Origin of the sequence: Allorhizobium undicola ORS 992 = ATCC 700741, from assembly GCF_000621665.1 — a bacterium.
Taxonomy (GTDB): domain Bacteria; phylum Pseudomonadota; class Alphaproteobacteria; order Rhizobiales; family Rhizobiaceae; genus Allorhizobium; species Allorhizobium undicola.
The window spans coordinates 87285-101880 of sequence record NZ_JHXQ01000003.1 but is presented as its reverse complement, the minus strand read 5'-3'; the positions used below and the strand labels follow the sequence as shown (position 1 = coordinate 101880).

Here is a 14596-nt window from a genome sequence, read left to right as displayed (position 1 = left end):
CGGCTGAGCGGGGGACATCGTCTCCTTCTGAAGCCGGGACGTTTCAACGTGACAGGAAGAGGAAATACCCATGAAAAAGAACGGGCTTCGCCTGCTTGCCCTCGCCTCCGTGATTGCCATCAGCGGCACGGCTTTCGCCAAAAACCCCATGGTGGGAGGCGCTGCCATGTATGAAAACAACAACATCGTCGAAAACGCCGCAAATTCGAAGGATCACACCACGCTTGTCGCTGCGGTCAAGGCGGCCGGATTGGTAGAGACCCTGGAAGGCAAAGGCCCCTTCACCGTATTTGCTCCGACCAATGAAGCTTTCGACAAGCTGCCCAAGGGCACGGTCGATACTTTGCTGAAGCCGGAAAACAAGGAAAAGCTCACCAAGGTTCTCACCTGTCATGTGGTTGCAGCCGATGTCATGTCGTCCGCGCTCGCCAAGATGATCAAGGATGATGGCGGCGAACACGATGTGAAGACCGTTGGCGGCTGCGTACTCAAGGCCAAGGAAAAGGCTGGAAAGATCACGCTGACAGACGAAGCCGGTGGCGTGGCGCATGTCACCATTGCCGACGTGAAACAGTCCAACGGCGTCATCCATGTCGTTGACCATGTTCTGCTGCCGAAAATGTAACGGCGCAACCGTGCCAGAACCGGACCATGTCAGAACCGGACTGAGCCGGCTTTTGTGATGTCGAGGCTGTCAGGGTCAAAGCGAGCCTGACAGCCTCTGGCCTCTTCGCAGGGCGGCGCGGGCGCCGGTATTTGAACCCTGTGCCAGCTCAGGCTCTGCGGCGGCTATGAACAGATTTTTGAATATCTTTCGGATTTTTTACCCTAAATTAAGCGCTGACGTCGCCTATTGGGAAAGATAGGGCTATCACGCCCCTTTCTTTCCAGTTCGCCAATGCCCCTGTCATTCCATTGGAGAGACATTGCCGAGCTGGCGACGATATCGTAAAAAAACCGTAAAACCGAAAGATATGGTCGGTCCTGCCGATGTTTGCTGCCGCTGAAAGCGTTGAGAATATGCCACACATGTACCGCGCCTTGACCCGGGACATTGAGGTAAGCGTAGAGCCTTACTACCTGCCCGAACAATCGGACCCGGAAGACAGCCGCTTCGTATGGGGCTACAGGATCGTCATAACCAATCGTTCCGCAATCGCCGTGCGGCTCACCCATCGCTACTGGCATATTACCGACGAAAACGGTCAGGTCGATGAGGTTAGCGGTCCAGGCGTGATTGGCGAGCAACCGCGCCTCGTGCCGGGAGAAACCTACGAATATTCGTCGGGCTGCCCGCTCGATACTCCTTCTGGCATGATGTTCGGTCACTACCAGATGGTGACGGATAGTGGCGAAACCTTCAATGTTGCCATTCCCGCCTTTTCACTGGATACGCCCAACCTGCGCCGCGTGCTGAACTAAAGCATTTTCAGGAAATATGTAGTCACGGTTTTCCGTCTGGAAATGCGGGCAAACAAAGGCCCTACTGCATAATTCCTTAAATCGGAATCGATTTAAGGTGAAAATTATGCAGCAGATTTAAAGTGTTACAGCGTCCTTTGTGCGTTTTATAAAACGCACGGCGCTGTAAAGCATCAGGAGCGCATCACGCTCAGGTCATTTCCTGCAAGGCCCAGACCACCATCCATGGCCGCATCTGGCCTTCATTCCACTCGACATTGCTCCACAAAATGTCACCGTCCGGGGCTTCTGGCACAAGGCGGGCTTCGTCGGTGAGATTGGCATAGAGCGATAGCAGGCTGCCATCTGCCAGCCACCACTCCACATGCAATATCTCGTTGCTTGCATTTGCGCGCCCCGCATGGCCGCCCATGCCGGCAAGGCGCGGCACGATCTTTCGTTTGCGAAGGGCGATGAGCTCCTTGTAAAGCTGAAGCCGGAGGGCGTGGGCCGGATGCAAGCGCTCGTCCCAGTCCAGTTTTGCGGAGAGGAAAGTTTCCTCGGTGATCGGATCCGGAAGGCTGCCCGCATCACCGTCGAAACCGGGCAGGCCAGCCATTTCCTTCAGCCGCCCCTCGCGGATCAATCCATTCAGTTCATCGCCCATATCGCAGAAGAACGGAAAGGGGCTCGACGCCGCCCATTCCTCGCCCATGAAGATCATCGGGATTTGCGGCGCCAGAAGATAAATTGCCGCGAGGGCGGAAAGGGCAGGTGCCGGGGCGATCTCGGTGATGCGCTCGCCAAAGGCGCGATTGCCCACCTGATCGTGGTTTTGAATGAAGGAAATGAAGGCCGTTGGCGGCAGATGCGCGCTTGAACTGCCGCGGGGAGAGCCGCGATGCGGCATATGCTCGCCCTGATAGACGAAACCCTCGCAAAGCGCCTTGCCGATTGCGCCCGCCCCTGCCTGATAATCGGCATAATAGCCAAAATTCTCGCCGCTTGCCGCGACATGCAGCACATGGTGAATGTCGTCGTTCCATTGCCCATTATAGAGGGCGGCGGTACCATCGCCATTGCGCTCCAGCAGAGCGGGGTCGTTTTCCTCGTTCTCCACCACCAGATGGATATGCCGGTCCACGAAGGTTTTTCGGATGCGCCTTGCCATCTCCACCAGCAGATGCTCTCCACTTGTGTCTTCTATGGCGTGAACGGCATCGAACCGCAGTCCGTCGAAGCGGTAGGTTTCCAGCCAGAACATCGCATTGCCGATCGCCCATTCCCGAACGGGACGCGCATCCCCTCCATCGTAATTGATCGCATCGCCCCAGGCCGTGCTGTGCCGGTCGGTCAGAAAGGGCGAATAGGCAGGCAGATAGTTTCCCTCCGGCCCCAGATGATTGTAAACGACATCCAGAAACACCTGCATTCCGCGCTCATGGGCCGCATCCACCAGCGCTGCCAGGTCCTCCGGCCTGCCATAGCTGCTGTCGGGCGCATAGGGCAGCACGCCATCATAGCCCCAGTTCCGCAGCCCGTGAAAATCGGCAAGCGGCATGATTTGCAGGGCCGTTACGCCAAGCTCCACGAGATGGTCAAGCCTGTCCATGGCGCCCCGAAAACTGCCTTCCGGGCTGAAGGTGCCGATATGCAACTCGTAAAAAATCGTCTCTTCCCAAGGCAGCCCGCGCCAATCGCCAGCCTTCCACGAAAAGCCTGTGTCGATAACCTCGCTTGGCCCATGCACGTCCTCGGGCTGGAAGCGGGAGCCCGGATCGGGCACGAGAAGATCGCCGATCTGAAAGCGGTATCTGGCGCCCGCTCCCACGCCTTCCACCCGCAACCTGTGCCATCCGTCGTCGTGACGCAGCATTGCCATGGGCGCACGATCTTCAATTTTGAGCCGAACATCGGGCTTCGAAGGCGCCCACAAGGAAAAGGTAACGCCCCCTTCATCGAGAACGGGACCAAAGATCGGGGGAGCTGGCATTTTCGACAAGGGAACCTCGCAGGAGCGCACGGACGGACCTGCGGTTGAACAGCGAGCTGGCGCGAAAGTTCCCCTCCCCGCGCAATTCCGCCGCCCCGGAAGGCGGCGGAATGAACGCAAGCAAGATCATGCAAGCCGGGACGCGCCTCAGAATTCTTCCCATTGGTCCTGCGCCACGGCGGCATTGCCGTGAGAGACAGGCGCGGCGGGGCGGCGGGCAGAGGCAGGCCGTGCAGAAGCTGCCGATACCGGGGCGGCGGCGGGCTGGCGGGCGGCCGGGCGCTTGGGCGCCGGGGTAGCCGCCGGAGCCGGAGCGGACACAGACGCAGCCGGGCGCGAAACCTGACCACCCGTACTGAACCGTGCCAGAAGCTCTGCCAGCTTGCGGCTCTCCTGAGCAAGACCCGCCCCTGCTGCATTCATTTCCTCGACCATGGCGGCGTTTTGCTGCGTAGCCTGATCCATGTGGTTGACGGCCACATTGACCTCTGCCAGACCCGTGGCCTGTTCCTGCGCCGCCGAGGAGATGGCGTCCATGTGATGGTTCATGTCCTCCACCACCTTGGCGATGGTGGAAAGTCCCTCGCCCGTATCGTTGACCAGCTTCACGCCTTCACTGACAGCCGCTTCCGAATTGCCGATGAGCGCCTTGATTTCCTTGGCGGCATTGGCCGAACGCTGGGCAAGCTCGCGCACTTCCTGTGCGACCACCGCAAAGCCCTTGCCCGCCTCGCCAGCGCGCGCAGCTTCCACGCCCGCATTCAGCGCCAGAAGATTGGTCTGGAAGGCAATTTCATCGATCACCCCGATAATCTGGCTGATCTGGCGGGAAGCGTGTTCGATACGCTCCATGGCGGCAACCGCATTATTGACGACCACGGCGGAATGTTCGGCGTGCTGGCGGGCATTCTGCACCAGATTGCGGGCCTCGCCGGTTCGCTTCGACGTGGATTGCACGTTGGACGTGATCTGCTCCAGGGCTGCCGCCGTTTCTTCCAGCGAAGCGGCCTGCTGCTCGGTGCGCCTGGCCAGATTGTCGGAGGCCTGCGAGATTTCGCCACTGCCATTGGCAACGCCTTGCCCCACCTGCCCCACCGCCAGAAGCACGGAGCGCAACTGGCTGACGGAGGTGTTGAAGTCGTGCCGAAGCCCTTCGAATTGCGGCGCAAACTGCTGGTCGATCTCGCACAGAAGGTCGCAGGCAGCAAGACGCTTCAGGGCATTCGCCAGAGAGCCGGTTGCCTCGTTCAGCCGGCGCTCGGCATCTTCCTCGGCCCGGCGCTGCACTTCGGCCCGCTCGCGTTCGGCGTTCTGACGATTTTCCGTGGCCTCTGCCTCCAGCCGCAGCCGGGCAAGGGAAGACTGGCGCATGACCTCGACGGCGCCTGCCATATCACCGACTTCATCCTTGCGATGGGCATCGGGCACCGTCACATCCAGCTTGCCATCGACGATTTGCAGCATGACGCGGGTCATGCGGGAAATGGGCCGCGATACACTGGAAATGATCCAGAACGCGAAAGCGACCATCAGCACGACGCCAAGAACGATAAGCCCGAGGCTGAAGCGCGATGAACTGTCATAGGCAGCCTGGGCGGCGGCCGCAGACTTGCTTGCGCCCTCGTCATTGGCCTTGATGACCTCGCCAAGAGCCATGAAAGAATCGACCAGCGGCTGACGGGCAGGCGCAATGGCGGCCACGGCGGCGGTGCGATCGTTGGCCGCCACCGCATCCATGATCGCCTTGCGGGCTTGCAGGTAAAGCGCCCACTTCGCCTCGAAGTTCGACCAGAGCTGACGCTCGCGGTCATTCAGCAGCGAAGCCCGAAAACTGGCATAGGTCTTCGGAATGGAGGCATCCATTTCCGAAAATTCGTCATCCAGCCCCTTTATTTCAGCCGGATCGGTGGCAATCGTCTTGCGGATGGTGGTCGTATGATAACGCAGCATCGTGAACTGGATGCCATCCAGCTTGGACATTCTCGGCATCCACACCTGCCGCGTATCCGAGGCTGCGGAGAAGACGACCGAAATCTGATTATACCCGAAGATACCCAGGGAAACGACGAGGGCAATGGCCGCTGCGGCCATCACCATCAAGCGGGCAGAAATTCGTAGAGTCATGAAACGCCCCAAAACCGTATTATTCTTATTTCATTTAAAATGTAATTTATAAAATAAGAGTGAATGCGGTTAACTTTTGCAGTGCGATCTACGACTTGCAGCGCTTTTGAACCATGATCCTCGCTTCACTCCGGTCGGATCATGCTAACGGAAATTGCGCCCCATTGAGGAAATGCCGCCGCACAATGTGCGGCGGCATTTCACGCACGAGGCTTCACCGCAGGGCTTCCCCCTCATGCTCGTAGTGGCGGGCAATAATCGCCCAGGCCTCATCCGCCGTTTCCACGAAGTTGAGAAGGTTGACGTCGTCCGGGGCAATCGTGCCGAAATCGGCAAGCGAATCGAAATCGATGATCCGGTGCCAGAATTCGCGCCCGAACAGGATGAGCGGGATGGGCGCCATGCGTTTGGTCTGAATGAGCGTGACGGCCTCGAACAATTCGTCCAGCGTGCCGAAGCCGCCGGGGAAAACGGTGATTGCCTTGGCCCGCATGAGAAAATGCATCTTGCGGATGGCGAAATAGTGGAAATTGAAGGAAAGATCCGGCGTCACGAAAGGGTTGGGAGCCTGTTCGTGCGGCAGCACGATATTGAGGCCGATGCTGGGCGCGCCCACTTCGCTGGCGCCGCGATTGCCCGCCTCCATCACGCCGGGGCCGCCGCCCGTGACCACGACATATTCATGATAATGAAACCGTGCGGCATATTCGCTGCATAACCGGGCAAAGCGGCGCGCTTCCTCGTAAAACACCGAGGCTGCCTGAAGATTGCGCTGCTGCACCTCATTGCGTGCCGCCCATGCCGCCTGTCCGGGGGCGGGAATGCGCGCACCACCAAACATCACCACCGTGGACTTGATGCCCTTTTCGGCAAGGATCATCTCCGGCTTCAGCAGCTCCAGTTGCAGCCGCACGGGGCGCAACTCCTCCCGGCACAGAAAATCCTCATCGGCATAGGCCAGCCGGTATGAAGGCGATTGTGATTGCGGGGTTTTCGGCACCACGGCCGCGCTCTGGCGGTCGGTGTGGCTGTCCTTGAGCGGATCCCAGGCGCCGTCGCTCTTGCGGCGTTTTCCATTTCGCAGTCTCGCCATTGATCTGGCCTTTCATCACGTCGGTATGTCACTCTGGCGATTGCCACCGTCAGCACATATTTCCTTGCCAGGGCGGTTCCGGTTTGCAGAAGAATGCAGTAGATCAGAGCCATCTCGACCCGATACAAACCAGGGCAACGCAGTTTCACGTTAGCCAAGGAAGTTTAAGGAAATCTCATGAGCGATACCGCTTCTCTCCAGTCCGTGATCGAAACCGCCTTCGACAATCGCGATGCCGTCAACACCTCCACCCGTGGCGAGGTTCGCGATGCCGTGAACGAGGCCCTTCAGCTTCTCGATCAGGGCAAGGCACGGGTCGCCACCCGTGGCGAGGATGGCCGCTGGAGCGTGCATCAGTGGCTGAAAAAAGCCGTTCTTCTTTCCTTCCGCCTCAATGACATGGAGGTCATCAAGGGCGGTCCCGGCCAGTCCACCTGGTGGGACAAGGTGCCGTCGAAATTCGAAAACTGGGGCGAGACGGAATTCCGCGCCGCAGGCTTCCGCGCCGTGCCCAATGCCGTGGTGCGCCATTCCGCCTATATCGCGCCCAACGCCATTCTCATGCCCTCCTTCGTCAATCTCGGCGCCTATGTCGGCGAAGGCACCATGGTGGACACCTGGGCAACCGTCGGTTCCTGCGCACAGATCGGCAAGCATGTGCATCTGTCGGGCGGCGTCGGCATTGGCGGCGTGCTGGAGCCCATGCAGGCAGGCCCCACCATTATCGAGGACAATTGCTTCATCGGCGCCCGTTCCGAAGTGGTGGAAGGCTGCATCATCCGCGAGGGTTCGGTGCTCGGCATGGGTGTCTATATCGGCCAGTCCACCAAGATCGTCGATCGCGCCACCGGCGAAGTGATGTATGGCGAGGTTCCGCCCTATTCGGTCGTGGTCGCAGGCACCATGCCCGGCAAGCCGCTGCCGAACGGCGAGGCCGGTCCCAGCCTCTATTGCGCCGTCATCGTCAAGCGCGTCGATGAGAAAACCCGCTCCAAGACCGGCATCAACGAGCTGCTGCGCGATTAGAGCATTTTCAGGGAAAGTGGAAGCCGGTTTTCCGTCTGAAAATGCGTAAAAACAAATAGTTAGAACGGTTTGTTGTTTCCGTGAAACAATGAACCGCTCTAAAGCATAATCCGACCGGAGTGAAGCGAGGATCGACAAGATTATGCTTCAAAAATGAACGCTTGGAGCGCTGATCTGATTCAATCAGATCAGTGCTCTACTGCATAATTCCTTAGGTCGGAATCGATTTAAGGTGAAAATTATGCAGCAGATTTAAAGTGTTACAGCGTCCTTTGTGCGTTTGATAAAACGCACGGCGCTCTCATGGACCAATCCTGGCGCGGCTGAAAGGCCGCGCCTCTCTCCTGCCCTGGAATGTCGAAGTCATGCCCGTCACCGATCCTGTCGAAAACCTGCAAACCTTGATCCGCTGCCCCTCCGTCACGCCTGCCGAAGGTGGCGCGCTGACGGCGCTTGCCACCATGCTGGAGCCGCTGGGTTTTGCCGTTTCGCGCATGACCGCCTCCGAAGACGGCACGCCGGATGTGGAGAACCTCTATGCCCGGCTTGGCGAGAACGGCCCGCATCTGATGTTTGCCGGCCATACCGACGTGGTGCCGGTCGGAGACGAGGCTGCGTGGAGCCATCCGCCCTTTGCCGCCGAGATTGCCGATGGCACGCTTTTCGGGCGCGGCGCGGTGGACATGAAGGGCGGCATTGCCTGCTTCGTGGCGGCCATTGCCCGCTGCATCGAAAAGCATGGTCCGCCCAAGGGCTCCGTTTCCTTCCTCATCACCGGCGACGAAGAAGGCCCCTCCATCAACGGCACCATAAAGCTGCTGGAATGGGCAGCCGCCCGCGGCGAACGCTGGGATGCCTGCGTGGTGGGCGAACCCACCAACCCCGACAGGCTTGGCGACATGGTCAAGATCGGCCGTCGCGGCTCGCTTTCCGGCGTGTTGACGGTGCAGGGCGTGCAGGGCCATGCCGCCTATCCGCATCTGGCCGACAATCCCGTGCGCGGCATCATAAAGCTGGCGGAAGCCTTGATGGAGCCGCCCTTCGATCACGGCACGGAAAATTTCCAGCCCTCCAATCTCGAAGTCACCACGATCGATGTCGGCAATGCCGCAACCAATGTCATTCCGGCAAAGGCGACGGCGAAATTCAACATCCGCTTCAACGACACCTGGACGGCGGAGACCTTGAAGGCCGAAATCATCCGCCGTCTCGATGCCGCAGCCGAAGACGAGGCACTGCAGCCGGGCCGTGCGCCCGTGCGCTACGAGCTGCACTGGGCCGACCGGCCAAGTCACGTTTTCCTGACGAAAAGCCCGGCACTGATCGAAAGTCTGTCTGCCGCCATCGAGCGGACCACCGGCAAGCGTCCCGAACTTTCCACCACGGGCGGCACGTCGGATGCCCGTTTCATCAAGGATTATTGCCCTGTGGTCGAATTCGGCCTCGTCGGACAGACCATGCACATGGTCGATGAGCGCGTGGCCGTGAAGGATCTGGAAGTGCTGACCACCATCTACGAGGACTTCATTCAGGGCTGGTTCGGCCATGCCGGGGCGTGAGGAAGTCAGCCACTATATGTATGGCCTCTGGCTGCTAATTCTCGGCAACCGTCAGGGCTTCGACTATCTCGACATCAGCGCGAGAGGGGCCAGCCGCTCCTTCTTTGCCATTCTTCTGGCGCTGCCCGCCATCGTCACCTCCTGGTGCTGGTGGCGCCTGTCGCTGGTGGGCGAAGTGCCTGCCGACATGCTCGGCGGCATCTTCTTCTTCCGCATGGCGGTTCTGGATGGGCTGAGCCTGCTCATCCCCCTCATTCTCGTCGGGATCGCCGCGCTCCTCTTCGGCCTCGAGGCGCATTTCAACGCCATCATCGTCACCAGCAACTGGCTTTCCTTGCCGATCTGCTACGGTTATGGCGTGCTGATTGCCCTTGCGACACTGACACCCGGCCTGTCACCCATTATCCTCGCCCTGTGGCTCTGCCTGTTCATCACCGTGCTTATTGCCACATTCCGCCTTCTCCAAGCCATTCTCGGGGCCGAGCCCCTGACCGTCGCTGCCCTGACCCTGCTGCTTCTGGTGCCGAACGAGCTGATCTCAGACCTGCTGGAACGCTATCTCGACGTGGCGCCATTCTGAGCGCCTGATGTCTCAACCTTCCGTCCGATTGGCTTTTTTACGCATCGGAACCACCCGAAAACCGGTTTCCACTTTTCGGTCCGATAGCTTTCTTCACGCATCGGAACCGCCCGAAAACCGGTTTCCACTTTTCGGTCCGATAGCTTTCTTCACGCATCGGAACCGCCCGAAAACCGGTTCCCACTTTTCGGTCCGATAGCTTTCTTCACGCATCGGAACCGCCCGAAAACCGGTTCCCACTTTTCGGTCCGATGCTTGGGAACAAAGTCACGTGTTCCGGACGGAAACCAAGGCCGATCAATCGTCCGGCCAGATGCGCCAGCAGCGGAAGGCGGGCAATGGCCTTGATAAAGCCCGGCGGCCCTTGCCTCGGCCTTTCCTTTTCCTTCGGCTTTCGCCGCATCATCAATTGCATTTTCTGCGTGGCAACAGTGGGAAATTGCCGCCGCTTTTGCAGCGCGCTTAGCGCAGGTTCCAGCGCTTCGCCACCTTTCAGCGGGGCCGCCAGAAGATTGGCCGCGGCCACCGCATCCTGAATGGCGAGATTGACGCCCACGCCACCAATCGGCGACATGGCATGGGCAGCATCGCCAATGCACACCAGCCCCGGCCGCCACCATTGCGTCAGCCGATCGATACGGATGCTGAGGAGCGACACATCATCAAAGGAGCGGATTTCCTGCATACGCGCCGCAGGCAGCGGCGAAACCGCCGCCACGGCGGCCCGGAAGGCATCCAGCCCCTTTTCCTTGATGTCCTCGAAACTGCCTTTGCGCACCACATAGCCGCATTGCCAGTAGTCGCCGCGATCGATCATCACAAAACCCTGCCGTGGTCCGCCATGGCCCATGGTATAGGGTGGATCGGTTGCAAGATGTGAGAGCTTCATCCACACTACATCACTGGGCGAGCCAAAGCTTTCCACCGAAAGCCCGGCGCGGGCGCGAACGACGGAATGGCGCCCATCCGCCCCGACCACCAGCCTTGCATGAATCCTCTGCCTTGCCGAACCGGAACTCACGACAAGCCCACTCACCCGCTTGCCGTCCTGCAAGAGATCCACAACGCGCGTTTCCATAAGCAGCCGGAAATGCCCGGTGGCCTTTGCCTTTTCGGCAAGAAAGCTCAGAAAGTCCCATTGCGGCATGAATGCAATGAAGCGGCAGGCCGTGGGCAAACGGGAAAAATCGGCAATCGTCACATCCCGCCCGCCTATTTCCGCGTGGAGTTTCGGCGCCTTGGTATGCGGAAGCCTCAACAGCTCGTCGAGAAGACCAAGCTCCCGCATCAACTCCAGCGTGGAAGGATGAATCGTATCACCGCGAAAATCGCGCAGAAAATCGGCGTGCTTTTCAATGACGACCACATCAATGCCAGCCCGCGCAAGCAGATAGCCCAGCATCAGCCCACCCGGCCCGGCCCCGGCGATCACGCAATCGGCATACACATCGCTTTCAGCTGCCATTCGCTCCAAGCCGTTCATGCCCGCTCCGCATCAACACGTTTCGCCCATGCCGGATTTCATACACCGCAACGCCGTCACGCGCATCTCCCGCGTGCGATCAACACTTCAAATTGAGGGGAGGAAAACTGGTGCCGCTTAGGTGACTCGAACACTCGACGATGTCGAGGAACTGGCGATTCTTGAAATGAAGACCGATCCGCCTCGTTGATTTCCGGCCGTCAATTAGCAATCGGAACGAATAAACAAAATCGAGATTTCGTTAATTAACGCGCCATACCTGTTAAATCCCGCACGGAATAGATGCACGATCAACCCTTGCCCTGTCCACCCTTCTTCATGTCCTCGGCGATACGTTTCAATTCGTCTAGTTCGTCGGTCTTCGCATCTGCCAATCGCTCGGCTTCTTTGCGTGCCTCGTCAAAACTTTCATATTGGGCTTCTGCAACCGCCGCAGCTTTCTTGCGCGATACAGAACCGGCGTTCTTCAACACATTCAGCTCGTTAGACCGCAAGAAGTTGTCGAGGACGCCCTCCCAATCCGCCAACTGCATGGTCTGGCGACGCCTGGCGCGCAAATCGGCCGTGTCCAGAAACATCGTGACGATGAGGTTGAGATCCGAAATCTCGGGCTGCGCCAGATAATTCTTCGCAGTCACGACATCGCCTTTGCGTACTCGTGAGCCTTTCCATGAGGTCAGCCCCATATTCGGTGCTGTCGCGTCGGCGCGGGCGACGATAAGCTCGGCAGCGGTATGGCCGGTGACAGCGTGCAGCATCTTGTTCTGGATGGTCGCATAGAACGTGTTCGCGGATTTTGAGGTGGGATCGTAGTCCTCGCTGAGCGCCAGAATATCCCGCACCTTTTGATAGAAGCGCGCTTCCGACGCCCGGATGTCGCGGATGCGCTCAAGCAACTCGTCGAAATAATCATAACCCGGCTGCTTTAGCCGGGCATCGTCCATCACGAAGCCTTTGACCAGGTATTCGGTCAGTGTCGTTGTGGCCCATCTGCGGAACTGGACACCGCGCGCCGACCGAACGCGGTATCCTATGGCGAGGATCATATCGAGATTGTAATGCTTCAATGCACGGGAAACCGTGCGATTACCCTCGGTTCGAACCTGTAAGAGTTCCTTACAAGTTGCCTCTTCGCTTAGCTCCTGCTCGTCGTAAATGCTTCCGATTTGCTGGGTCATTGCCTGTGGGGACGTCTGGAACAACTCGGCCATTTGGGCCTGCGTCATCCATGCCGTTCCATCAATCGCGCGTAACTCAATCCGACTGCGGCCGTCTTCCGTGGTGTAGAGAATGAGGTTGTCGTCAGACATCGGCAGCAAGCTCTTTCAGATAGGTGTGCTCAAACAGTTGAAACAATGATGGCTCAAGCGCCTGTCTACTGCATAATTCCTCAAATCGGAATCGATTTAAGGAATTATGCAGTATATTTAAAGTGTTACAGTGTCCTTGGTGCGTTTGACAAAACGCACGGCGCCGTAGGATAGCAGCGGCAAATGGTTGCGCTGATCAAAAAGCGGAATGCAGCAGAGGCGAAAAATGAGCCAACAAGCATATATTGCAAATTATGGTGTTCCAGCCGAACTCCACGTCCTCTGACTATTGATTTAAGGCATCAGATAACGGGGGACAGGTGATGCCTTGCCTTGAGCGTGGGTGTCTAACCGGTTAGACGAGTTTGACTGCCCCTATGGAACCTATCGATGAAGCTTCCGCACCCCATACCGTATCAGGGATCAAAGCGATCACTCGCACCTTTGATCGCACCGTATGTCCCGAAGAAGGTTGCAACGTGGTATGAGCCGTTTGCGGGTTCAGCGGCAATGACGCTTTGGGCGGCACATAACCAGATCGCGGAGCGGTACGTTATCGGAGACGTTCTCGCGCCGATCGCCGACCTTTGGCGGGTTATCATCAATCATCCGGACCACACGGCTGCGCGCTACTCTGAAGTTTGGCAGGAGCAGATGGACTCGGACGAAGGTTATTTCAATGCCGTACGAGATCGCTACAATGAGCAACGTGATCCCGTGGACCTGCTCTATCTGATCTGCAGATGTGTCAAGAATGCTATCCGTTTCAACACGAAGTCTGGCAACTTCACGCAGTCCCGGGACAAGCGGCGTCTTGGGATGCGGCCTGAAAAAATGGCTGAAGCGATCCTTGGTGCCTCGATGTTGCTGAGTGGCAAGACAGAAGTCTATTCAGGCGACTGGACATCTACGCTTGCCACCGCAGATGCGAGCGACTTTGTTTATATGGACCCTCCTTATCTCGGAACAACCATAGGTCGGGACAAGCGATATGCTGAGGGGTTGCCTCAAGATCGATTGATCAGCGGCCTAGAGAACCTACGTGCCCGAAACATTCGTTTTGCGCTCTCGTATGACGGAATGACCGGCGGCAAAGAATACGGTCCACCTTTGCCGGACAGCCTTGGTCTTACGCGCCTACTCCTTCATGCTGGGAAGTCATCTCAGGCGACGTTGGTAGGGCGAGACGAGGAAACGGTTGAGAGCCTGTATATTACTCCTGATTTGGGTGATGCCGTTGAAGGTGTGATACGCAGGCAGCGCGCAATTCAGACAGAACTCGCTTTCTGACGAGCAAGCTCTAGCAGGACTTCCCGTACGGAAATACCGCGTGCGTCCGCCAGCGCCTTAATTCTATCGTGGACTTCCACGTCTTCACCCTGCCACGCTACGTCGGTTCGTCGGATATCCATCAGGGCGATATGAGTGTAGTCTTCTGGGAATGCCCAGTAACAGGTTTGACAGAGTTCCAACGTTCGGAGCTCCATGTTCTTGCAATGCTCGCAGGACCATGACTTCGCTCGTTGAGACGAAGCGTCCAGGAGCATGTAGGCTTCCACATCGTGATCGGACAAACCCGCGTCACCAGCTATTCTGTATGGTATCCGATGATCGATTTGGAGCACGCGCTCGTCGAGTTCTGCTCCTGTTATGCAATCTATTGAGCCATAGCGTGAGAGAAGCGCTGCCTTGAATTTCTTCGGAAGCGCGGACCGTCCACCGATGCGCCCTTCTTGAATCTTGTCCGGGTCTCCGAAGGAGTATATCGCCATTCGCCGCCCAGAGCGCTCTGAAGTCCCTGCACCCGTTTCGATTGGAATGCCCGCGTCTCGGACGTCGCCTACTGCCCGTGGAGGATGATTGTAACCGAGGTCATTAAGGTCGTCTGTTGATATCGATCCTTTATCTAACAGGACTTTTAGGACGGCGATCGCGCGCTTGTTTTTGCCTTCGCTTATTACCCTCTCTGCTAACTCACGAATCCTTGGATCGACAGGCTTGGACACATAAACCTCCACAACGAATTA

Annotated in this window: 12 protein-coding genes; 6 read left to right on the top strand and 6 right to left on the bottom strand. The window is 58.1% G+C overall.

Annotated elements, in window-relative coordinates:
• Positions 1–70: 70 nt before the first annotated feature.
• Together T424_RS0104500 and apaG are read left to right on the top strand one after the other, a co-directional pair.
• Entirely contained in the window at positions 71–625 is a 555-nt protein-coding gene (locus T424_RS0104500; RefSeq protein ID WP_027486661.1) for a fasciclin domain-containing protein, read from the top strand.
• A gap of 404 nt (positions 626–1029) precedes the next feature.
• Positions 1030–1422, top strand: coding sequence for a Co2+/Mg2+ efflux protein ApaG (gene apaG / locus T424_RS0104495; RefSeq protein WP_027486660.1), 393 nt, complete (start codon positions 1030–1032; stop codon positions 1420–1422).
• Between the two features lie 190 nt (positions 1423–1612).
• On the opposite strand, the gene treZ is transcribed toward apaG, so the two are convergent.
• The 3 genes from treZ to T424_RS0104480 all read right to left on the bottom strand — a co-directional run bounded on the left by treZ (position 1613) and on the right by T424_RS0104480 (position 6611).
• Positions 1613–3394, bottom strand: coding sequence for a malto-oligosyltrehalose trehalohydrolase (gene treZ, locus T424_RS0104490; RefSeq protein ID WP_037066631.1), 1782 nt, complete (start codon positions 3392–3394; stop codon positions 1613–1615).
• Positions 3395–3541: 147 nt separating this feature from the next.
• On the bottom strand, positions 3542–5518 hold the full coding sequence (locus T424_RS20190) for a HAMP domain-containing methyl-accepting chemotaxis protein (protein WP_084268384.1): 1977 nt from the start codon (positions 5516–5518) through the stop codon (positions 3542–3544).
• 214 nt (positions 5519–5732) lie between these two features.
• The gene (locus tag T424_RS0104480) at positions 5733–6611 is read right to left on the bottom strand and encodes an LOG family protein (protein WP_027486658.1); all 879 of its coding nucleotides are present in this window, start codon (positions 6609–6611) and stop codon (positions 5733–5735) included.
• 177 nt (positions 6612–6788) lie between these two features.
• On the opposite strand from T424_RS0104480, the gene dapD reads away from it, so the two are divergent.
• From dapD to T424_RS0104465, 3 genes are all read left to right on the top strand, one after another.
• On the top strand, positions 6789–7637 hold the full coding sequence (gene dapD, locus T424_RS0104475) for a 2,3,4,5-tetrahydropyridine-2,6-dicarboxylate N-succinyltransferase (RefSeq protein ID WP_027486657.1): 849 nt from the start codon (positions 6789–6791) through the stop codon (positions 7635–7637).
• A 365-nt stretch (positions 7638–8002) separates the two neighbouring features.
• Positions 8003–9196 (top strand): succinyl-diaminopimelate desuccinylase, encoded by a 1194-nt coding sequence (gene dapE / locus T424_RS0104470; RefSeq protein WP_027486656.1) that lies wholly within the window; start codon positions 8003–8005, stop codon positions 9194–9196.
• On the top strand, positions 9183–9776 hold the full coding sequence (locus tag T424_RS0104465) for a hypothetical protein (protein ID WP_027486655.1): 594 nt from the start codon (positions 9183–9185) through the stop codon (positions 9774–9776). Before dapE ends, T424_RS0104465 begins: the two co-directional genes overlap by 14 nt.
• A gap of 205 nt (positions 9777–9981) precedes the next feature.
• On the opposite strand, the gene T424_RS20185 is transcribed toward T424_RS0104465, so the two are convergent.
• Together T424_RS20185 and T424_RS0104455 are read right to left on the bottom strand one after the other, a co-directional pair.
• Entirely contained in the window at positions 9982–11259 is a 1278-nt protein-coding gene (locus T424_RS20185) for an FAD-dependent oxidoreductase (protein WP_051558786.1), read from the bottom strand.
• 290 nt (positions 11260–11549) lie between these two features.
• The gene (locus tag T424_RS0104455) at positions 11550–12569 is read right to left on the bottom strand and encodes a virulence RhuM family protein (protein WP_027486654.1); all 1020 of its coding nucleotides are present in this window, start codon (positions 12567–12569) and stop codon (positions 11550–11552) included.
• A 390-nt stretch (positions 12570–12959) separates the two neighbouring features.
• Between T424_RS0104455 and T424_RS20180 the strand changes: the two genes are divergently transcribed.
• The gene (locus T424_RS20180) at positions 12960–13859 is read left to right on the top strand and encodes a DNA adenine methylase (RefSeq protein ID WP_051558785.1); all 900 of its coding nucleotides are present in this window, start codon (positions 12960–12962) and stop codon (positions 13857–13859) included.
• On the opposite strand, the gene T424_RS20175 is transcribed toward T424_RS20180, so the two are convergent.
• Positions 13838–14575, bottom strand: a complete 738-nt coding sequence (locus T424_RS20175) for a hypothetical protein (RefSeq protein ID WP_037066699.1) — start codon at positions 14573–14575, stop codon at positions 13838–13840. The genes T424_RS20180 and T424_RS20175 overlap by 22 nt on opposite strands.
• Positions 14576–14596 lie beyond the last annotated feature (21 nt).

Excerpts from the sequence above, each read along its gene's own strand:
- treZ (WP_037066631.1), bottom strand. The coding sequence starts at position 3,394 with ATGCCAGCTCCCCCGATCTTTGGTCCCGTTCTCGATGAAGGGGGCGTT.
- T424_RS20180 (WP_051558785.1), top strand. The coding sequence starts at position 12,960 with ATGAAGCTTCCGCACCCCATACCGTATCAGGGATCAAAGCGATCACTC.
- apaG (WP_027486660.1), top strand. The coding sequence starts at position 1,030 with ATGTACCGCGCCTTGACCCGGGACATTGAGGTAAGCGTAGAGCCTTAC.
- dapD (WP_027486657.1), top strand. The coding sequence starts at position 6,789 with ATGAGCGATACCGCTTCTCTCCAGTCCGTGATCGAAACCGCCTTCGAC.
- T424_RS0104500 (WP_027486661.1), top strand. The coding sequence starts at position 71 with ATGAAAAAGAACGGGCTTCGCCTGCTTGCCCTCGCCTCCGTGATTGCC.
- T424_RS0104455 (WP_027486654.1), bottom strand. The coding sequence starts at position 12,569 with ATGTCTGACGACAACCTCATTCTCTACACCACGGAAGACGGCCGCAGT.
- T424_RS0104465 (WP_027486655.1), top strand. The coding sequence starts at position 9,183 with ATGCCGGGGCGTGAGGAAGTCAGCCACTATATGTATGGCCTCTGGCTG.
- dapE (WP_027486656.1), top strand. The coding sequence starts at position 8,003 with ATGCCCGTCACCGATCCTGTCGAAAACCTGCAAACCTTGATCCGCTGC.
- T424_RS20185 (WP_051558786.1), bottom strand. The coding sequence starts at position 11,259 with ATGAACGGCTTGGAGCGAATGGCAGCTGAAAGCGATGTGTATGCCGAT.
- T424_RS0104480 (WP_027486658.1), bottom strand. The coding sequence starts at position 6,611 with ATGGCGAGACTGCGAAATGGAAAACGCCGCAAGAGCGACGGCGCCTGG.
- T424_RS20190 (WP_084268384.1), bottom strand. The coding sequence starts at position 5,518 with ATGACTCTACGAATTTCTGCCCGCTTGATGGTGATGGCCGCAGCGGCC.